The 21,697-nt window shown below is 39.0% G+C and carries 13 protein-coding genes and 1 pseudogene; 7 read left to right on the top strand and 7 right to left on the bottom strand.

Features of this window, described 5'->3' with window-relative positions:
- Positions 1-229: 229 nt before the first annotated feature.
- Positions 230-1,294 (bottom strand): lipopolysaccharide heptosyltransferase II, encoded by a 1,065-nt coding sequence (waaF, locus tag DB41_RS00285; RefSeq protein WP_039383120.1) that lies wholly within the window; start codon positions 1,292-1,294, stop codon positions 230-232.
- 224 nt (positions 1,295-1,518) lie between these two features.
- On the opposite strand from waaF, the gene DB41_RS00290 reads away from it, so the two are divergent.
- From DB41_RS00290 to ruvA, 3 genes are read left to right on the top strand one after another with little or no spacing between them, the layout of a single operon-like run.
- Positions 1,519-3,465 (top strand): hypothetical protein, encoded by a 1,947-nt coding sequence (locus tag DB41_RS00290; protein ID WP_155117514.1) that lies wholly within the window; start codon positions 1,519-1,521, stop codon positions 3,463-3,465.
- Between the two features lie 9 nt (positions 3,466-3,474).
- A complete protein-coding gene (gene ruvC, locus DB41_RS00295) occupies positions 3,475-3,972 on the top strand; it encodes a crossover junction endodeoxyribonuclease RuvC (protein ID WP_039383124.1) in 498 nt (165 codons plus the stop codon).
- A gap of 20 nt (positions 3,973-3,992) precedes the next feature.
- Positions 3,993-4,598: a Holliday junction branch migration protein RuvA gene (gene ruvA, locus DB41_RS00300; protein WP_039383126.1), complete on the top strand. Its 606-nt coding sequence runs from the start codon at positions 3,993-3,995 to the stop codon at positions 4,596-4,598.
- Positions 4,599-4,727: 129 nt separating this feature from the next.
- Here ruvA and mfd read toward each other — a convergent pair whose 3' ends face one another.
- From mfd to DB41_RS00325, 6 genes and pseudogenes are all read right to left on the bottom strand, one after another.
- A complete protein-coding gene (gene mfd, locus DB41_RS00305; RefSeq protein ID WP_039383128.1) occupies positions 4,728-8,024 on the bottom strand; it encodes a transcription-repair coupling factor in 3,297 nt (1,098 codons plus the stop codon).
- Positions 8,025-8,557: 533 nt separating this feature from the next.
- Complete coding sequence (alaS, locus tag DB41_RS00310; protein ID WP_039383130.1) at positions 8,558-11,206, bottom strand: alanine--tRNA ligase; 2,649 nt, start codon at positions 11,204-11,206, stop codon at positions 8,558-8,560.
- A gap of 348 nt (positions 11,207-11,554) precedes the next feature.
- A pseudogene (locus DB41_RS12655) lies at positions 11,555-11,737 on the bottom strand (CPBP family glutamic-type intramembrane protease); the annotation flags it as partial.
- A 289-nt stretch (positions 11,738-12,026) separates the two neighbouring features.
- Complete coding sequence (locus DB41_RS00315) at positions 12,027-13,742, bottom strand: hypothetical protein (protein ID WP_039383132.1); 1,716 nt, start codon at positions 13,740-13,742, stop codon at positions 12,027-12,029.
- Between the two features lie 141 nt (positions 13,743-13,883).
- Positions 13,884-15,773, bottom strand: a complete 1,890-nt coding sequence (locus DB41_RS00320; RefSeq protein WP_039383134.1) for a hypothetical protein — start codon at positions 15,771-15,773, stop codon at positions 13,884-13,886.
- A gap of 379 nt (positions 15,774-16,152) precedes the next feature.
- Positions 16,153-17,112, bottom strand: coding sequence for a hypothetical protein (locus tag DB41_RS00325; protein WP_039383136.1), 960 nt, complete (start codon positions 17,110-17,112; stop codon positions 16,153-16,155).
- A 74-nt stretch (positions 17,113-17,186) separates the two neighbouring features.
- On the opposite strand from DB41_RS00325, the gene tkt reads away from it, so the two are divergent.
- From tkt to hemG (DB41_RS12455), 4 genes are read left to right on the top strand one after another with little or no spacing between them, the layout of a single operon-like run.
- A complete protein-coding gene (gene tkt / locus DB41_RS00330; RefSeq protein ID WP_052243738.1) occupies positions 17,187-19,235 on the top strand; it encodes a transketolase in 2,049 nt (682 codons plus the stop codon).
- Complete coding sequence (gene hemE, locus DB41_RS00335) at positions 19,232-20,272, top strand: uroporphyrinogen decarboxylase (RefSeq protein ID WP_238578385.1); 1,041 nt, start codon at positions 19,232-19,234, stop codon at positions 20,270-20,272. The genes tkt and hemE overlap by 4 nt, the downstream gene beginning before the upstream one ends.
- Positions 20,269-20,868 (top strand): protoporphyrinogen oxidase, encoded by a 600-nt coding sequence (gene hemG, locus DB41_RS12450; protein ID WP_052243739.1) that lies wholly within the window; start codon positions 20,269-20,271, stop codon positions 20,866-20,868. The genes hemE and hemG (DB41_RS12450) overlap by 4 nt, the downstream gene beginning before the upstream one ends.
- Positions 20,828-21,634 (top strand): protoporphyrinogen oxidase, encoded by an 807-nt coding sequence (gene hemG, locus DB41_RS12455; protein WP_052243740.1) that lies wholly within the window; start codon positions 20,828-20,830, stop codon positions 21,632-21,634. The genes hemG (DB41_RS12450) and hemG (DB41_RS12455) overlap by 41 nt, the downstream gene beginning before the upstream one ends.
- Positions 21,635-21,697 lie beyond the last annotated feature (63 nt).

Here is a 21,697-nt window from a genome sequence, read left to right on the forward strand (position 1 = left end):
TAAGAAAACGCAAAACATCAAGAAAGCCTTGCTGAAGATTTAACAAATCCTCTTAAAAATTTAAAAGTTAAGGGAGAGGAAGCATTTTGGCAGCTTATTATTTTAGGCGACGCTAATTTCTCAAGCAAACTGCATGCTTGATAATTGATCGATAAATTGTTAACAATCTTTTCTAGACTTATGCTCTAAGGAAAGGCTCAGGAAGAGGTTAATAAAGGCTATTTTTTTATCAACAGCTATTTTCTTTTAACAATCTTTCAAGTTGTTCATAGACTTCCTCCACCTTGATCTTGGTCATGCAGCGAAAATCAATAGGGCATACACGCTTGTAGCAAGGAGAGCATTCGACATGTTTATGAATCACCACCCCTTGAGGATAAGGACCTGTTTTTATCTCATTAGTAGAGCCAAATAGGGCTAGCAAACGTACACCCAAAGCAGCAGCTATGTGCATAGGTCCGCTATCATTTGTAAGAAAGATAGAGCAACATTTTAGCAGGGCTATCAACTCGCGAATAGATGTGCGTCCTGCTAGATTAATTGCACGGTTAGGCAAGTCTTGGCATATTTGGTTGACCACCGAAACTCCGTTACTATCGCCAAAATAAATAACAAAAACATTCGGGTTTTCTAATAACTTTTTCGTTAATTTATTAAAGCGCTCAGGCGGCCAGCATTTAGCCGAGCCATAAGCTGCTCCAGGATTGATACCTACCAAAATATTTTTTTGAAGGTCAATCCCGCAACGATGGAGAAAATGATGAGCCTCTTGGAGTTCTTGAGTACTTACGTAAAGTTGGGGAGGCGTAGAGGAAACGGGAATGGCTAAAGGGCCGAGTAGCGTTTTATACGTAATAACTTGATGCTGGAATTCCTTGTTTTTCGGAAAAGGTATAGCTTTGTTTAGCAAAAGACTTCTAAACCCATCAGCAAATCCGAGGCGATGTTGAACTTTTCCTTTTAAAAACCACCAAGCTGAGGAGAAAGAATTTGTTAAAAGAAGACCTAAATCATATTGGCCTTTTTGCAAAAAATCGATAACCTCAAAATGATGAAACTTGTTTAACCAGCTCTTAGGACGTCTAAATGCGTAAATGGAGTTAATATCAGGGTGATGCTGAAGTACACTATCGATAGGCGTTTGGCATATAACTGTAATTTTAGCCTCTTTCCATTGCCTTCTTAAATCGGTTAATAGGGGAGTGGCCATGACAGCGTCACCTATCCAATTCGGCATTCTTACGATAATATTCTTTGGAGGCTTAGAGGGCCAGGGGAAATAAGGGGTTTTCATGCTTTTTAACCTTAGTTGGTTAGGCATCTCTTGAGTTATAAAGCGAAACTTAAGTATAAAAGGAATATACTATAGAACAAAAATAGGTGTCTGTCCAAATATTTCTTAATAGGTAAGTTTTGAGCAACCGTCACATTTACTCAGATGAAGAGCCCCAGCGGCTCTTTCAAAATCTTGCTTTTGAAAAGGATAAAGGTAATGAACTGGAAAAGGAGCTTCAAAACGTGAAGTTAGAACAAGCTATGCTTTTATCAACAAATGATCCCATCAAATCTTCTCGTAATCCTTCCTATAAAAGAAAGGAAAGCATGGAAAATTTGAAGAATATGTTAGCTAGGTACAAAAAGAAAAATGTGTTAAGCAGCTCAGTTGTAGATGAAAGCGCTCATCAGAAAAATAAGCAGGAAAGTAGCTCAGCTTATCAATTACATTTACATAATAAAAAGCTTACCCAAGAAAACATAACTCTTCTCGAGCAACAAAAAAGCCTTAAAGCTCTTTATGATCAATTGGTAGACGATTTAAAAGAAGCTCAGCATAAAGGGGAGAATGATCAAGCTGTTTTGCATAGATCTTCTGAGCTAGCAGACTCCTATCAAGAAGCCTTATTGCAAAATCAACAGCAGAAAGAACAGCTAGAAAGATTGACATTAGTGGTACAAGAACAAGAAAAAAAGATTTATGAGCTAATTCATGAAGAACATACTCAAGATAGAGGGCAAGAACATCTACCAGGCACGGAAGCAAAGCTAGAGCAAGAGCCAAAAAATATCCATGCTTTAAAGATGGAAAATCATGTTTTAGCTAAAAAGCTTGCTGAGATCCAAAAGCATTCCACTCAACTCGAGCGCGTGCTTAAACATCTGCACGAGAGATCCAAAGAAGCCTATTTAGAGCTCAATCAGCTAAGAGAAGATTTTCAACGTTCCGAAGAAGCTGTTTTCAACCTTACAGGACAATTGGAGGTAGCACAGAAGCGCATCCACCAGCAGATAGAGGCTTTAAACACTGAAAAGGCTGAGAAACAGGAATTAGTGGAAGAGATTCATGCCTTGCAAATACAATTTAGCTCTCTTAAAGCAAAATTAGCTGAAGAAAAAGAAGCTTTTAATAAAATCAAAGAGGAGAAAATACAGTTAGAAACCTCTATGACTGAGAAAGACCAGTTCTTTAATCAGTTAGAAAAAGAGATCACCATAATTAAGGAAGATTTAGCTAAAGGAATGCGTGAAGCTAAAGAAATCGAAAGCTGCTACATGAATTCCGTAAGTGAAAAAATAGCTCTTTATAATAAAGTGTTGCAGTGTGAAGAGACCATTGTATCCCAGCAAAATGAGAATAAAGCCCTTCAATGCACACTTGAGCAAATCTCAAAAAAAGAAAACGATCTCAAAGAGCAGCTGTTACGATTAGAGAATTTGTTGCAAGAGCAGCAGTTGGAGGCAGTGAAGCAAAAACAACAGCATTCTCAAGAGCTTGAAAGCAGTTTACAGCAGCAGCAAGATTTATTTAAGCTGAAAGAACAGCAAGTAGAAGCCGATCAAAAGGAAATTACCTATCTTTCTCAAGAAAAATTTAGACTTGAAGACACTTTATCTATAATGACTCGTTATCAAGAGGAGCAAGATGCGCGCATTAAAGTAGCGCAACAACATTTGGGTAAAAAAGTTAAAGAGGTTGCCCTTCTTAATGAAAAAATTGAAGAGCAAAAATCCCTGATTGCTGATCTGGAGGAAAATTTAAATCAGCTTAAAATTAAAATGAATGAAAGGCAAAACTCTTTTGAACAGCAGTTAATGCAAGAAAGTAAAACTCAACAGCTGTTGCAGGAAACTATTCGCGTGACAGAGAGCCAGGTAGCCCATTGGGAAGCCAAATATCAACAGGCGGAGGAAAACCTTAAAACTTTAGAAGAAAAGCAGCAGCAGATGCATAGCTTATTGGCTAGCTTAAGTCATGTGATAGGGGCCCAGGATATTACATCGCAAGGTGAGGTTCCAATGTCTGCTGAGGTTGTTACGTCCAAAAAACCTCCTGAATGGGAAGAGATGCCTGCACAGGTTTCTTTAGATAATGAGCTTTCTTCTCTTCCCGATGAGCCACAGGGGCAACCTTCTTTGTTTGATGCAAGGCCTGCCTCTTCTCCCTTACGCCAGAATTTATTTGATTAAAGGATATGTGTGATAATTATTGGAATTGATCCTGGCACGCGCATTACAGGATATGGAATTATTAGAGTTGTAGGAAATGTTTATCAAGTTCTAGATTATGGTTGCATACGCCCGCCCGCTAATTACAAATTAACGGAGCGCTATCTGGTTATTTTTAATGCACTAGAGGCTCTTATTCATCAATATTCCCCTGAGGCCCTTGCCGTGGAAACGCAGTATGTCAGTAAAAATGTGCAAAGTGCGATCAAGCTTGGAATGGCACGAGGAATTGCAATTTTAGCAGCCAAGAAAAAGGGGATTGCTATTTTTGAATATTCACCTTCTAAAGCTAAGCTAGCTGTGGTAGGCAACGGAAGCGCTAGCAAAGGACAAGTGCAAAAGATGGTGCAACTTCTTTTAAAGCTCGCCCAGCCTCCTAAGCCGGAGGATGCTGCTGATGCTTTAGCGTTGGCGATCTGCCATGCTCATGCAGCCCAATGTAAGAGTCTCTATGAAGCGGAAATTTAATATTAAATAACAGGTGAGAAGTGATAGCTTACATAAAAGGAGCTTTAACGCAATTGACCTCCTTATTTGCTGTAATTGAAAGTGGGGGTATAGGCTACAAAATCTTAATTCCTGCAAATCTTTTTGCAAAACTCCCCTCCCTACAGGAAGAGGTTTTGCTCTATACTGCTTTTGTCATTAGAGAAAATTCCCAAACGTTATATGGATTTTTGAATAGCGAGGACCGCGAGCTTTTTGAAGCTTTAATGAATGTAACAGGCGTAGGGCCAAAGATGGCTCTAAGCATTATAGGCCATCTATCAGGGCGTGAGCTGCAGCGGGCTATTCATAATCATGAGATAGCTACCATCAGCAAGGTTCCAGGCATTGGCAAGAAAACTGCAGAACGTTTGATGATAGAAATGCGCGATAAAATTCCAGCTATACTGCTTCTTGATCCTGAAGAACATGCTGTCTACCCCTCTACTGACCCACATGCTCAGAAAATTAAAGATGCGATGAGCGCTTTGATCAATCTAGGCTATAATCAAATGATTGCCCAACAAGCCATTAAAAAATGCTTGAAAGAATTTCCTGAAACTATTGAGCTGAGTGAATTGATTACTGCTGCCCTTAAGAACATATAAGAAAACAGCCTTTTAAGCTTATAATTTCTTCACCCTTAATGTTTGTAAGTGTGCAGAGCTTATAAAAAAATAGGAGAATAAGGTCCCTTATTAAGATCCAGCTTTTAATGGATTTCTTTAGATTGTTTTCTACATCTCTTGCATAGCTTGAATAACCTTGCTCTCCAGCTGCTTACCATTTTTAAAGGAACCTATTAGCGTTCGCTTATTTTTTGTTTGCTTACCTTTTTGCTGCTCTAAGCTTAAACAAAACTTATCTAGCTTTAAAAGGGTAAAGCCATTCGTAGAAGCATATACACGTATTTTTGTAAGATGATATAGCCAACTAGCAGCTTCAGGAGGTGTTCCGAAACGGTCTTTAATCTCTTCCCAGATAGCCTCTACCTCTTCATGGGTGATGGCTTCTCCTAATCTTTGATAAATTTCCATGCGTAAGCTAACTTCATTAATAAATTCTTCTGGCAATCGTGCGTCCAGCAGGGGAAAATCCATTTTAGTATCCACAAGTAAACTGGATATTTTACCTTGCAAAGTCTGTATAGTTCTTTTTAGTAGCTTGCAATATAAATGAAAGCCAATAGCAGCTACCTGCCCGGATTGTTCATGGCCCAAAATATTTCCTGCTCCTCGGATTTCGAGATCGCGCATAGCAATTTTCATACCGCCACCATATCCTTGCGCTTCCATCAACGCATGCAGCCTTTTGCGCGAAAGTTCTGGTAACGAACGTAGGCGGGGAACCATAAAATAGGCATAAGCTTTTCTATTCCATCGGCCTACTCGGCCACGCAATTGGTATAGATCCGCGAGTCCAAAAGTATCGGCACGATCGATTAAAATGGTGTTGGCATTAGGAATATCAATGCCGTTTTCTACAATTGTCGTAGCTACCAAGATATCTGCTTGGCCGCTTTTAAAAGCATGGAAAACAGTATCTATTTCTTGGCTGCTCATTTGTCCATGTCCTACGACAATGCGAGCTTGGGGTAAAAGTTTTTTGAGGCGGGCGGCATAATCATAGATGGATTCTACGCGATTATGGATGAGATAGGCTTGACCATTACGAGATAGTTCACGTAGTAAAGCATTCTTAAGTGTTTCGTCATTAGATTCCGTGATGAGAGTGGTAATGGGCAGGCGATCTTGAGGGGGAGTATTAATGACAGACATGTCGCGTGCTCCGATGAGTGACATGTAGAGGGTACGCGGAATTGGCGTAGCAGAAAGCGTTAAACATTCAATAGAATTTTTAATCTTTTTCAGCTGTTCTTTAGCTTTAACGCCAAAACGTTGCTCTTCGTCAATGATAACCAGCCCCAAATCTTTAAAAATTACATCTTTGCCTATCAAACGATGGGTACCAATAATAATATCGACAGAGCCTTTAGCAATGCCCTCCAAGGTCTCTTTCATTTGTTTGGCCGAACGAAAGCGAGACATGACGGCGATATTGATAGGAAAGTTGCTCATTCTTTCAACAAAATTTTCATAATGCTGCATGGCTAGCACGGTGGTGGGAACTAAAACTGCAACCTGTTTCCTACCGTCAACCACTGCTTTAAAAGCAGCCCGCATAGCGACTTCCGTTTTCCCATACCCCACATCGCCACAAATTAGGCGATCCATGCATTTTTTTTCCTGCATGTCAGCTTTAATGGCAGCAATAGCAGCTAGTTGATCTTCAGTTTCCACAAAAGGAAAGTCTTCTTCAAAAGCTTGCATATCTGAGCTGTCTTCCGAATAGGCATAGCCTTCTTTCACGGAGCGCTTAGCGTATAACTCTAAAAGGTCGGCCGCATAGCTCATAATAGCCCGCTCAGTATTTTCTTTAGTCTTCTTCCAGCGGCTGCTGCCTAGATGATGCAGTTTAGGAATTTCTTCATTAGCTCCTACATATTTGCTAATTAAATAGGCTTGATTAAGAGGGACAAATAATTTAGCGTTGTCGGCATATTCAATGGCAAAAAATTCACTAAGACTCCCTTGAAGATTAGGGCGTTTTTCTAATCCAATAAATTTACCGATACCATTATTAAGGTGCACTACAAGCTCTCCCGCAGATAAATCATAGCTTTCTAGCGGGGTGGTATGATAAGTGCTGCGCTGTTTCTGTCGGCGGATTTTATATCGATGCGTAATCTCGGTGGCAGGTAAGATGATCAGCTTTTGATCTTCTAAGACAAAACCGCTGGATAAATAGTGCAGGTGGAAGAAAGTATTTTCCGGCAGGGTAATATGAGCCTCTTGAAGGCGTTTTTTTAGATTACTCTCTTCTAAGGGCGTGGCGCAAAGAAAGTGAAGATGATGATCTGATTGCCCAAGCTTAGAAAGAGATAAGAGAATTTCTTGGCCGTTAATTTCTGCGTTCTCTGCCTGCTCAGGCAACAGGAAATGACTGAGAGGAATGAAAGGATGAGACCAACGTCGAGCATGAAATTCGCTTGTGAATAGAGAGAAAGAGAGCTTGTAGAGGGGAGCTTGTTTAGAATAATAATTTGTTGAAGTTTTATCAAGGATGCGAACTTCGCTCAATTCTTCTATAGGATTCTGACTAAGAAAGATTTTCTGTAGGGGGGCCATAGCTTCCATGAACTGTCCGATGCTGCAAAATGTAGGCGTTGAGCTACCACAAATATTGACAAGGGAAGCATAACGGTCTTCTAAAGCGAGTATGTCATCAAAAACCACGATAGTCTCAGGACCTAAATAATCCAATAGTGTGCATAGATGAGGCTCAGGTTTTAATAATTCCAACTCTTTAGCAGGCGGAATCTCTACTTTTTCTACACTTCGGATAGACTTTTGCCCAATAGGATCATAGATGCGGATGGATTCAATTTCATCTCCCCAAAAGTCAAGCCGAAAAGGATCAGGAGAAGAAACAGGAAAAATGTCAATAATTCCGCCGCGAATAGCAAATTCTCCTTTATCCGCAGCCACCGCTCTTCTTTGATATCCCATGCTCACAAGGCGCTCTGTAAAAATTTCAAAAGGAATAGATGTTTGAAGGGTCAGGTGCATGTAGAGCTGTTTAAATTTCTGAGGAGGGATCAGGCGTTGCAAGCAAGCTTGCAGGCCAGAAAGAATAATGTGAGGGCCTTCTTGTTGCATTAGCTGTTCTAAAACTTTGTACCGCTCGCCCACTACATCAGGGCTAGGTGCGATGTTTTCAGAGGGCAACGTCTCCCAAGCGGGAAATTCAATAGCGGAGTGCCCAGCAAAAAATGGAAAATCGTGAAATAAGCGGGTCTCTTCTAAGCTAGCCCCTGTCAAAATAAGAATGTTTTTGCCAGTGGCTTGCTTGGCTAAAGAAGTTATAAAAGCTTTGGCTGCATTCCATGTTTCTTCAATAAGAATGGAATCATGATTTTTTAAAGCTTCTTCAAGCTTTTGAATTTTTTCACTTTTGATTATTTCTTTAAACACTGTTTTGCCTCAAGAAGAAGGTAAAGAAAGTAGATAAGATACACTTTAAATAGGCTTTTTTGCACCACTATTAATTCCTAATTAGCCTTAAGTTTAATGAATAGCCGAAAGCACTCAAACTGGCTGGGAAAATTGTGTAAAAGAAGAGTTTTCAAGAAATAAAAAGCCGCAGGGTAGAAAAGAAATATCTCGATGATAAAGGCCATAAATTTAAAACCTTAAAGTCCTTGTTAAGAAGAAATTATTATAATCAACTGATTATTAAAAAGTTAATTCTTAATTGAATGTCGAAAATATATTTTTGAGAGGGAGTCTATTGAAAATAGATGGGAGCAGGTAAGGGGTAACTAAACACAAGTTAAATAGGGCAGGATGAAGTAAAGGGGCTAAAAAAACTACAAAGGTAATCAAAGAGTGTGCGTAAGGCATCTACACAAAAAGGACAGCGAAGAAAAAAAAATGGGGTGACCTTCGAAGCTAAACCTATGAGCAGCTTGCGGAAAGTAAAAGGAGTGAGAGAAAATATTTTCCTCTCAATCCATTTTTTTATCGAAAAGTTTATCTCCAAGCATTTCACGTACTTGTGCTAAAGCCTGTCCAACCTTATGAGGAGCTTTCCCTCCTGCTTGAGCATTGCCAGGCTTACCTCCGCCGCTACCTTCAATGGTGGGCGCAATCTTCTTGACTATATCAGAAGCTTGGATGCCTTGGGCCACTAAATCTTCAGTTACACGAATGATCAATTGGCAGCGCTCTTCATAAGAAGCTGCAAGGATTAATACGCCTGATTTAAAGCGTGCCATAATGTCTTCAGCACATAAGCGCAATTCTTCAGGGGAGAGATCGACTTGAGATGCAATGAGGCTAGCTTTAGGGAGTTTTTCCACTTTTTCTAAAAGAGAATCCACAAGATTTTCTCTCTGGGTTTTTTGAAGGTTTTTTAGCTGCTGAGATAATTGCTTATTTTCTTCTAATAGCTTTTCTATTTTTTCTTTTAGCTTAGCAGGTGATGCTTTTAGTAAAGCCGCACTTTCTAGGATGATTTTTTCTGTTTCACGATTGAGAGCTTCAGCTTCTGCCCCTGTGACTGCTTCAATACGTCGCACGCCTGCAGCAATGCTGCTTTCTTTGGCGATACGAAAATAACCAATAGTGCCTAAAAAATTAGTATGCGTGCCTCCACATAACTCTTTAGAATAGTCTATATCCACAACGCGGACGAGAGAACTATATTTTTCCCCAAAAAATTGCTTAATATCTTCTCTTTTTTGTGCTTCTTCATAGGGAATCTCATACCCTTTGACCGCTTGATTGGTGCGAATTTTAGCATTAATCAGATCCTCAAGAGCTAGAATTTCTTCGTAGGTCAAGGCTTTATGATGATTGAAGTCAAAGCGGAGGCGTTCAGCATCTACTACTGAGCCAGCCTGCTTGATGTGCTCTCCTAATACTTGGGAAAGAGCCCAATGCAAAAGATGGGTAGCTGTGTGGTTGTTAGCAATCTTTTGACGCCGTTTTAAGTCGATTATAGCTGTCAATGTATCCGCTGTGGTCAAGCAACCTTTTTCTACCCTGCCTATGTGGGCGATAATACCTTTATAGGGAGATTTACAATCAGTCACTTGAAAGAGCTTGTGATCTCCTTTAATAACTCCTAAATCTCCTATTTGCCCACCCATTTCTGCGTAAAAGGGTGTTTGGTCAAGAAGAATAATGCCTTCTTGGCCTTCTTCTAAGGAGGTGACAAATTGCCCATTATAAAGAATACCTTGAATTTTACTCACTGCCTGTTGCTGCTGATAGCCTACAAATTTTGTAGGTCCATGCTTTTCAGTAAAACTTGCGTATAGATTTTCTGAAGCTACTTGTTGGATAGTTTTTTGTGAGTTACGGGAGCGTTCTTTAGCCTCTTGTTCTAAAATTTGATAGCGTTCTACATCAACAGTAAGAGCTGAATCTTTAGCAATCAATAGGATTTCTTCCATAGGCAGGCCATAAGTATCTTTAAGTTTAAAAGCTTCATCACCTGTAATTTGTTTGCTGCTGGCTTGAGCCTTATCAATGATCTGAGTAAGAATATTGCCACCTCGGCGTAAAGTACGGAAAAAAGCTTCTTCTTCTATCGTTAAAATTTCCGCAATAAGACTTTGCCCTTTTTGCAATTCTTTATAGTCGCTGCCCATTATTTCAACTAACCTAGGAAGTACTTTAGCTAGGAAAGGATCTTCTATTCCTAACATGCGGCCATAGCGTACAGCACGTCTTAAAACTTTCCTTAAAACATATCCTCGATCGATATTACTGGGTTGGACTCCATCGGCTATAGCAAAAGCTAAGCAGCGCAAATGGTCGACAATCACACGAAAAGCAGGGGCTAGATGAGGATTAGCAGGGTCATAAGGAATGCCTGAAACCTGCTCAACCTGAGCAATTAGGCTACGCAACACATCTGTTTCAAAGACAGAATCTACATCCATTTTTAGGCTAATCACGCGTTCTAAGCCTGCTCCTGTATCTATCGATGGCTTAGGTAGAGGAGTAAGCTGCGTAGGCGATGAGCGATTATATTGCATGAAGACTAAGTTCCAAAATTCGAGAAAGCGACTTCCTTCGCTATCTTCACTAAGCTTAGAGGCCTTGCCATATTTAGGTCCGCGATCATAGTATAGCTCAGAACATGGTCCGCAAGGCCCTACCTCTCCCATCGCCCAAAAGTTGTCCTTTTCATCTAGACGAGTAATTTTATGGGTAGGGACATACTGGGTCCAAAGCTCGAAAGCTTCCTCATCTTCTCGGAAAACACTAGGCCAGATACGTGCTGCTTCAAATCCAAAAACTTGAGTAGAAACTTCCCAGGCAAATTGAATAGCTTCTGCTTTAAAATAATCGCCAAAGGAAAAATTGCCGAGCATCTCAAAAAATGTTAAATGCCGTGCGGTATGCCCCACATTTTCAAGATCATTGTGTTTTCCTCCCACTCGGATGCATTTCTGGGATGTAGTCGCTCGATTATAATCTCGTATAGTATCGCCTAGAAAAACGTCTTTAAATTGGTTCATGCCTGCATTGGTAAAAAGAAGAGTAGGATCATCATGAGGCACTACAGGGGAGGAGGTAATTATAGAGTGCTGCTTATTTTTAAAATAATGGAGAAATTGGCGACGAATTTCTTGAGTAAGCATTGAAAATTCCTGATGGATGAAAAAGTAAAAGATTATATCTTAAGAAAGCTTTTTCCTTCTAGCGGATTAGTTTTCGAAAAAATTGTAAGATAAAACCTAAAGGCTTCGCATTTCTTCCGTTTTTTGCTATCAAGAATGTGTTTGGCTTGTAGCCTTTAAACTGCGTAGGAAATGGAATAGACTTGCATAATGGACAAGGCTTGCTTGGATTGATTATTACCCCACAGCAAGTCTGGCTTCCTTTAGCAAAAGTTTGCCATGATGGGAGAGATGCTTAGTTTCTCAATAGTTTAAAGCTGAAATTTTGCGATTCGAAATTCGTTCACAAGATGCCTTTATATATTGAGACTAGCCTAAGGTATTGCCATCAATATGCATGCCACTTGCCCTATACAATTTCCCAGTAAATTCTTTGGTAAGGCCCAATAAAATTCCCTCCATAGTGGCAAAAATTACTTGAGGAAGGAAAGCAACGGGATTGCAGCAGAAAATACCATTAAAAAAATGAGCCAGGCCAAAAACAATCGAGGCAAAAAATACGGACTTTCAAAGAAAAAATATACCCTTAGAATAATTTTTCAACTCCTTTGTACGCAAGGTGAGTTGGTCATGCGGATAATAAAAATGTAGTGATAGTAAACTTAAGAAAGCGCTTATATCTGGCATGAAGCCCAATCATCTAATGGCTTCTCTCTTACTGAAAAAAAATGCATTGCAACAATTTTGCATGAATGGATTATCCTTAAAAAAGCTGCGAGGATTAACCCAGCAGCTTTCCTAACAAGAAATTAAATATTCCTTTATTTGGATTTTTATTTAATTATGCCATCATAGCACCTATAGCAAAGAAACTAGCTATGCCTGCTGAAGCTATAGTAGCCAAGCATGCTAGCTTTATAAAAAAGCTCTGAGCATATTCTTTAGCTGCCCATACTTTTTTTAGAACACTAGCTTTAACGGTTTGCACTGAACGGCTTTTGTTTGAGTCTAGTTCGGTTTCTTGTTCCTCCGCTTGGGGTAAAATTCCCTCACTTTCTTTCATTTCCAGTTCGATAAAAGAATTTTCTTTTTCGTGGTCCATCACCTCTTCTTGAATAGCTAGTGAATTTAATGTTTTTTCCTTTCTATTCTCACAATTTATTCTCTCCTGCCAATCATGCATATAATGTTGGGTAAGTAATTTCGCCTCTTTTTCTTCTTTTTCTGCTAGTTCTTCAGCAGTTAGAGTTTCTTGAGTATCGGAAGGAATAAATTTTTTTATCAGCTCTTCAACTATTAACCTCATTTCTTTAAAATTGTTTTTCAAGCTTCCAAATTCTATGGCCAGTTGCTCCTGATCTTGTCCTATTTTCCGGAAGCCTCGTTTTATCTCAGTCTGCTCACTGCGTAGAAAATGGAATTGCTGCTCTATTTCTCGGAACGATTCTCGAAAGCCTGCAAGATCCCTATGTACGCGTTCTTGGGCCTGCCTTATTTCCTGAAACGATTTTCGTAAGTCTGCAAAATCTCTACGTATAACGTCTCGTTCTTGTTCTGCCTCCTGAAAGACTTGTTTTATCTTTGCCTGTTCATTCCGCCTTAACTGATGTTGTTGCTCTAATTCCTGGAAGGATTCTCGCAAGCTTGCAAAACCTTTATGTAAGCGTTCTTGGTCTTGCCGTATCTCCTGAAAAGCTTGTTTTATCTCTGCCTGTTCATTCCGCCTTAACTGCTGTTGTTGCTTTAATTCCTGAAAAGCTTGTTTTATCTCTGCCTGTTCATTCCGCCTTAGCTGCTGTTGTTGCTTTAATTCCTGAAAAGCTTGTTTTATCTCTGCCTGTTCATTCCGTCTTAGCTGCTGTTGTTGCTTTAATTCCTGAAAAGCTTGTTTTATCTCTGCCTGTTCATTCCGCCTTAACTGTTGTTGTTGGTTTAATTCCTGAAAAGCTTGTTTTATCTCTACCTGTTCATTTCGCCTTAACTGCTGTTGTTGCCGTATTTCCATGAAAGACCCTTCCAAATCTCCAAAGTCTCTGCTAATGACTTCTAGTTCTTGTCCTATTTCTTGAAAGGACTCTCTTATATCTTGAAAATCTCTACGGATAAGGTATTGTTCTTGCCCTATTCTTTGAAAAGATTGTCTTAGCTCTGCCTGATCGTTAATTATTAATTCTTGACCTTCTTGGATTTTAATTTGTCCTTGTTCAATTCTTGACAGTCCTTCGTTTATAAGGCAAAAGTCTTCTAAAAGTTTATCAGCCCGGCTACTAAGTTCTTGTTCCTCTTCTTGTCTTTGTTCAACCTCTATTTCTAATTCCTCGGTCGGTAAATGTACAACACTAGTTCGAGATAAACGTTCTCTTTCACTTTGCTCACGTTCCATGCTATTTAGCTGATGCATTACCGTTGCAATCATCAAATCCTGCTCAGATTGTAATAATTTTGCATTACCACGCATGAGCCGAGCATCCTGATATCTTTGACGAGCGTTAAATTCCTCTAAAAAATCATCCGAATCAGAATCGGAATCAGACGAAAGAATTTTTCTTACTCCCATAATCTACCTCAATTTTTAAAACTTTTATATAATTTGTCAAAAGAAGCAAGCTCATTTGATAACTTTTTTGTTGGGTAAGAAAGTTTACAAATAAACTTAGCTTCTTAATCCGTGATAAAAATATTACTTTCTTACTAACATTTATACAATGTTTGCAAATCCTAAAGAAAAAAGACAAAGAGTAGATCTGGCTAATCTACTAAAATATGCGCTTATACCGCTTTTCTTAGACATCTTTTTTTCCTGCATTTTGTCTAATACTGTTTTTAAACTAGCATTGCTTTGTAGACCTAATTCTTTACATAAAGCAGATCGGTGCCTAATAAAGGCTTGGTAATCTTCAAAAAGACTATTTAGCTTTTCAAGAACTTCTTCCGTTGTATAATCGGCTTTTACCATGTTAAGGGTAGCAAGTTTATCTCCTATTTCTTTAATCTTATGTTGCGCCAACGTTGTTTTTTCAGCAATTAATGATAACTCCTTATTCGCACCTAAAAGATGCTTGACGGCAACAGATAATGTGGTAGTTGGCTGAAGCGGTAAGCCCCCTTCTTTCATCATTTTTAATACTTCTTGCTCCTTATCAGTTTGCTTTTGTAATTGCCAATCTAATACTTGTAATTTTACTTCTAATATATTTTTGTCACTTTGTAGAGCCGCTTTCTCTTCTATAAAATGATGAGTGTCTGCTTCCAACTTAACCTGGTGGGCTAAAAGACGTTTATTTTCTCTTGCCAGTACTTCCTTTTCTGCCGCCACTCTAATTTTACCATTCACTAAAGCTTCTTTTTCATTTTCACTTTCAATATTAGCTACCAACAGGTTATTTCTATTGTTCTGAATAGTTTCTTTTTCTTCGCTAATTCGATGGATATCAACTAATAGTTCATTTATATCCTTTATAAGGTTATCATTTTCTTCTTTAAGTTGATGATTAGCTGCGGCTAAATTGTTTCTATCATTTTGGACAGCTTCTTTTTCTTCTTTAAGCTGATGATTAGTGGCAGCTAAATTGTTTCTATCATTTAGAAGGTTATCATTTTCTTCTTTAAGTTGATGATTAGCTGCAGCTAAATTGTTTTTATCGTTTAGATGACGCTCATTTTCTTCTCTAAGTTGATGACTAGTTGCTGCTAAGCTGTCTTTATCATTTAGAAGGTTATCATTTTCTTCTTTAAGTTGATGATTAGCTTCAGCTAAATTGTTTTTATCGTTTAGATGACGCTCATTTTCTTCTTTAAGCTGATGATTAGTGGCAGCTAAGCTGTCTTTATCATTTAGATGACGCTCATTTTCTTCTTTAAGTTGATGATTGGTTGCTGCTAAGCTGTCTTTATCGTTTAGATGACGCTCATTTTCTTCTTTAAGTTGATGATTAGCTGTAGCTAAATTGTTTTTATCGTTTAGATGGCTCTCGTTTTCTTCTTTAAGCTGATGATTAGCGAGTGTTAAAAGAGCATTATCATTTAAAAGAGAACAGCGGTTTTCTTTAAGTTTTGCTTTAGCCGCTCTTAAGGCATCTCTGTCTTCTAAAAGACTTTCTCTTTCTTTTTCAAGTTTAGCTTTGTCTGCTTCTAAGCTATCTTTATCTATTCTAAGGCTGAGATTTTCTCTAGCCAGGCTTTCTTCTCGTGTTGTTAGCAAGGCAATAGTTTCTTCTAATTCTCTATTTCTACTTAACGCTTTATCTTTTTCTGCTTCAATTCTTGTAATCGTTGATTGTGCTTCCCTATCTTTATCTTTCCATTCATCATTTTCAGCCGCCAAAATCTTAACATTGTTTTTAAGCATCTCGTTTTTTTCATCCAGTGCCATTACGCGTTGATTTGCCTTCAGAAGTTGTTCATCTCTTACTATAAGGATAGCACGAAGGTCATCAATCTTTTTGTTACATTCTCTTACTTGTGTTTTGTATTTATAAAGCTTTTTTTCTTGTGTATCTACTCTATTAACTAGAGCTTTAAAATCAGTTTCTGAAACTATCATACTGAAATCCGCATCTACATGATCTTTAGAGTCTAAGTTATTCATAAAAAAACCTTTTATTAATCATTTGTTAAATAAGGAAAGTGCCTTACTTTGAATTGAAAGTAGGGGTTAGCTTTTTTTTATATTTCATTCTTAGATTTTAAACAAATAAAAAAGGTAAAAGTTAATCTAGGATTATAAACGTTAACTAGTAATAGAAAGAGTGTTTTTTTTCTTAAGCATTTAATTGTCAATTACTAGTAAATTCTAATTTTTATCGTTTAGGAGAGAAAAAATTTTGATAAAAAGCTAATAAAGTGACTTTTTATATCTAGAGGAATTACAAAATTAAAGACAAATATGAGTATTTTCGCTAGTTGCTTAATAATTAAGAGACTTTTATTAGTAGTTGCTTGGATAGATAACCAAAAGATACACTTTTCTACATCTTTCGTTTTAGAAGCATCTTATCTGGCCAAAAGAGCCGCGGGCGTTTATTAAGGATAAAAGGCGTATGGATAGAAGGTTTTACTAAGCCTTGGCATAGTAGTTTACTTTTAATTTCAATCACTGTGTTTGCTGTTTTCTTTGAAGCTGTAACAATAGCTTCTCCTACTAAAGTGGCGGTTTGATCTAGTTTATCCACTGTATCTATGACTTTAACTCCTATGTTTTTGGTGGATTTTATAAGATCTTCAGCTGTGATATCAGCCTTTACTAAATCAAAAATCTTTTGTATGACAGGTTGATACTGCTCTAATTTCGCACATAGATAGGTCTTGTTTTTTCTTAGCTTTTTAAACCAGGCTATCCCATTTACATACATTTCAGGAACATCATCATGGGAATAAATAAAAGCGTGGTAAGTGTCCCATAATTGCATGCTTAAATTAAAAGTTTTAGCCAATACATTGAGAGTACAATAATAAAGGCGGCGCCAATAGGCTTCTAAGTTTTTTATCCTGGATTTAGCTTGATTTCTTGCCTTAAGGGAGAAAAACATAGAGTCGGGATTTTTAGCCCATTGAGGCTCTATCAAAGGAGAATAATTGCCTTTAATAGCTTCTTTTAACTCGGTAAAAGCATTCGATAAAGCGCGAATTCTTTGAAAGCATTCATCAATGCGGGTGGCAAGAAGGATAAGTTTGGCTATCCCGCGGATCGTATTTTCAATAAATGTAGGTGTAAACTTAAGAGCAAAATCAGTTAAAGTTCCTAAAGCGGCAGGAACAATTGTTTGCTGAGTGCACAGTTTTTTCTTGCGGTGTAGCCACCAAACCCAATGCACTGTTGTACAGATTTTTAAGGTAGCTCTTACCGGCAACGAAAGATTAAATTGCCCCAAAACTTTATCATGCATTAAATCATCTTGTAAACTTTGATAGGCAGCGATAGGATTCATATTTTTTCTTGCCTGTTTACTAAATTGTGGCTAGAGTCTAGAACATTACCCAACAATCTTTAATAGGCATCTCTATGGTTGAAGTCAATAGTTCTTTAAAAAATAATAAACAAAATATTTCAAAAATTTTAAATCCCGAGCTTAAAGCTATTTTAGCTAAAACCGCTCATACCATTAGAGGGCTTTCTATAGATGCTGTGCAAAAAGCAGACTCAGGGCACCCCGGTCTACCGATGGGATGTGCAGAAATTGGGGCTTACTTATGGGGATATTTACTTCGCTATAATCCTAAAAATCCTAAATGGCCCAATCGCGATCGCTTTATTCTTTCGGCAGGGCATGGCTCTATGCTTCTTTATTCTGCCCTACATTTAGCGGGCTATCCTCTTTCTTTAGAAGATCTTAAAAACTTTAGGCAGCTTCACTCTAAAACACCAGGGCATCCTGAATCCTTAGATACCGAGGGGGTAGAGACGACTACAGGTCCTTTAGGGCAGGGGATAGGCAATGCCGTAGGTCAAGCTTTAGGCTTAAAATTGCTAGGAGCTAAATTTAATACAGAGACCAACCAGATTTTTAATAGCAAGGTTTACTGCTTATGTGGCGATGGGGATTTAATGGAAGGTGTTTCTGCAGAAGCATCTTGCTTAGCAGCTCATTTGCAACTTGATAACCTTATTTTAATCTACGATTCTAATCACATATGCTTAGATGGTCCCACAAGTGAGTGCTTTACTGAGAACACCCGAATGCGCTACGAGGCGTATGGTTGGGAAGTCTTCGAGATGGATGGTAACAATTTAGATGATATCCATCAGGTGTTTTTAAAGGCTGGAGAGAGGCAAACGCGCCCTCGGCTAATCATCGCCCACACGATTATTGGAAAAGGCTCACCTAATAAAGAAGGAACAAATAAGGCTCATGGTGCCCCGCTGGGAGTAGAGGAGGTTAAAGCGACTAAAAATTTACTAGGCATCCCCCAAGAGCCTTTATTTTATGTTCCCTCAGAAGTTAAAGAGTTCTTTAGCAAAAAAATAGCAGAGCATATGGCTATAGAAAGAGAATGGCAGACAACCTTTAATGCGTGGGCTCAAGCAAATCCTAAGTTGTCAGAGGCTTATGAAGTCATGTCTCACAATTCTTTACCGGTGGATTTAGAAGAGCGCTTGAGGACCCTAGAGATTAAATCTCCCATTGCAGGTCGAAAAGCATCTCAGGAGGCATTAAATGCCTTAGCGCCGTTTTTACCGCAACTTTATGGAGGCTCTGCAGATTTGTCGGGTTCAGATTTAACTATGTTAAAAAACTATCCGTTAGTTAAGCCAGGTGACTTTTCAGGCCGTAATATCAAGTATGGGGTGCGTGAATTTGGTATGGCTACGATTGCTAATGGTCTTTACCAAACCCATATGATCATACCTTTTATTGGTACTTTTTTGACTTTTTCCGATTATATGCGCAATGCTATTCGCTTGGCAGCCTTGCAAAAAGCTCATGTGATCTATCAGTTTACGCATGATTCAATTTTCTTAGGAGAAGATGGCCCCACCCATCAACCAGTTGAGCATTATGCCTCTTTAAGAGCTATTCCTTATTTACACGTCATTCGGCCAGCAGATGCCCATGAAGTGAAAATGGCATGGGTGGCAGCATTGCGCTATCCTGGGCCTACAGCCATTATTTTAACTCGCCAGAATCTTCCGGAAATACAAGCAACAAAAAGCTTTTCTTATGCAGATAGCATGGGACGAGGCGCTTACATCCTTAAAAAAGAAAACTCTAAACCAGATTATACCTTGCTAGCCACCGGCTCAGAAGTGCATTTAGCTCTTGATGTTGCGGCAGCCTTGGAAAAAAGAGGGAAAAGCGTACGCGTGATCTCGATGCCTTGCTGGGAATTGTATGAAGAACAAGCTCCAGCTTATAAAGAAAGCCTTTTAGGTGGCGACCTTGGCATTCGTGTTAGCATTGAAGCTGGCGTGGAGCAGGGCTGGCATAAATATATTGGTTTAAGCGGCATAGCAATTAGTATGCAAAGCTTTGGAGCCTCCGCTCCGGCTGCTGCTTTGGCGCAAGAGTTTGGGTTCACAGTGGACGCTATCTTGAAAAAGCTTCTTCCATGATGAGAACTGTTGACCCAGCTATCATTAACAGCAAATTTTTGCTCGCCTTACAGGGACATAACCAGGGGCGTCCTCCCATTTGGTTGATGCGCCAAGCTGGACGCTATATGCCTGAATATCGAGCTCTTCGCCAGAAATATTCTTTTTTGGAGATGTGTCATCATCCTGAATTGATTGTAAAGGTGACTAACTTGCCATTGCAAGCTTTTGGTATGGATGCAGCGATTCTCTTTTCGGATATCTTAGTCGTAGCTGAGGCTTTTGAAATAGGACTGTCGTTTGAGGAAGGTAAGGGACCTGTGATAGCAAGACCTTTGCAAACAGAAAAGGATGTCGCAGATTTATCAGCGGGCGCCGTGGCAGAAAAGCTTGCGTACGTAGCAGAAGGAATTAAGCTGCTGTTAAAAGAATTAAAAGTTCCCCTGATCGGATTTTGTGGCGCGCCTTTTACTCTAGCAAGTTACATGATTGAAGGTGGCAGTAGCCGTGATCTGCTCAAAACAAAAAAATGGATGCTTAACCATCCAACTAGTTTTCATCTACTCCTGGATAAAATTTTGCAAGCTACCATCCAATATATTGAAATGCAGGTGCAGGCAGGCGTGCATGCTTTTCAAATTTTTGATTCTTGGGCCAACCATTTAAGCTGGGGACAATTTCAAGAATTTTCCTATGAATATATGAAGAAATTGGTAAAGGTTTTACAGAAATATTCTGTCCCTGCAATTCTTTATTGCCGCGGTTCATCCGTCTTTGCTCCTAAGCTAGCAGAAGCCTCCCCTCAGGGTATCGGCTTAGATTGGAATTGTAATTTAGCTTATATGCGTAAATATGTGCCTTTTCATATCGCTCTGCAAGGGAATTTAGATCCGGATATTCTGTATGCTCCTCCTGCAAAAATAGAGCAGGAGGCTCGGCAATTAGTCGATACTATGCATGGGGATCGAGCCTTTATTTTTAACTTAGGCCATGGTGTTAAGCCTGATACTCCATATGATTCCGTTAGACTTCTTGTAGAGACTGTCCAATCTTTATGAAAAAAATTATTGTAATAGGGGGAGGTATCTCAGGGCTTAGCCTTCTTTGGTATCTAAGGAAACGTCACGGCTCCGCTGCTTCTTTGACTCTGCTAGAAAAAAGTGATCGCTTAGGAGGATGGATTAACTCCTATAAAAAGGAAGGTTTTCTCTTTGAAAGAGGGCCTCGTAGCTGCCGCACGCGTGGCAGCGGAAAAGCAACCCTTCGTCTTATTGAAGAGCTTGGCTTGCAAAAGCAGGTCATTGTAGCCGATCGAGCCGCTCAACAGCGTTTTTTGTACCTAGACAAGCATTTGCAAAAAATTCCCTGTCATCTATTTTCTTTGCTATTTTCTCGTTTAACAAGGCAAGTAGTCTTTAATTTATTTAAAGAATGGCAAATTTCTCCTGGAGAAAACGAGGATGAAACTATTCATGCATTTTTTACAAGGCGCCTAGGCCATGAGGTGGCAGAGCATTTTTTAGATCCTTTCGTCTCTGGCATCTATGGAGGAGATATTCATGAACTGTCGATGAAGTCTTGCTTTCCTGACTTATTTCACTGGGAACGACAACATGGCTCTCTTACAAAAGGAGCTTTTCTACATTTTTTTTAAAAATCGAGCTCCTCTCCCTTCTCCTTATATTAAAAAAATGTGCCAAGAAAGTTTATTTTCCTTTAGAGAAGGCATGCAAACTCTCTCGAATGCGCTAGTGCAAAACCTGCATGAATCTATTTTGTGTGAGCAAGAAGTAACTGACTTAAATTTTCAAGAAAAGGGAATAGAATTGGGACTTGCGCAAGGTAAAACCTTGTGGGCGGACCAGGTTTACTCGACTTTGCCACCCGCTTCCTTAGCTGCTCTTATACGCCCACATCATCTTCCTTTGGCTAATCTATTGAGCTCAATTGCTAATGCCTCGATTGCAGTGGTAGGCTTGGGTTATAAACAAAAATTATTAACACCTAAAGGATTTGGATATTTAATACCCTCTAAAGAAAAAGAAGAAATGCTGGGGATGGTTTGGGACTCCTGTGTATTTCCCCAGCAAAGCTTACATCCTTCAGAAACTCGTTTGACTGTAATGCTAGGCGGCACCCGAATGAGTGATTTTTCGCAAAAAAAAGAATCAGATTTTTTAAATAGTGCTTTAAAAGCGATTTCTAATCACTTACAGATTCATGCAGCCCCCGATGTTGTAGATATTCATCTTGCCCAGAATGCTATCCCTCAATATCTTGTAGGGCATGAACAAAAAAAAGTGCTGATAGGAAAATATTTGCAAGAATTGTCCCCTCATCTGCAACTATTAGGGAGTGCGTTTAATGGCGTCTCAGTGAATGATTGTATAGCTCATGCTTATTCGATGGCCTATTCTTGATTGGCTCCTGACAGCATGTAATGCGCCTTTTATAGTTATTTGAATTCTATTTTTCTAAGGATG

The sequence above is a fragment of the Neochlamydia sp. TUME1 genome (assembly GCF_000813645.1).
Taxonomy (GTDB): domain Bacteria; phylum Chlamydiota; class Chlamydiia; order Chlamydiales; family Parachlamydiaceae; genus Neochlamydia.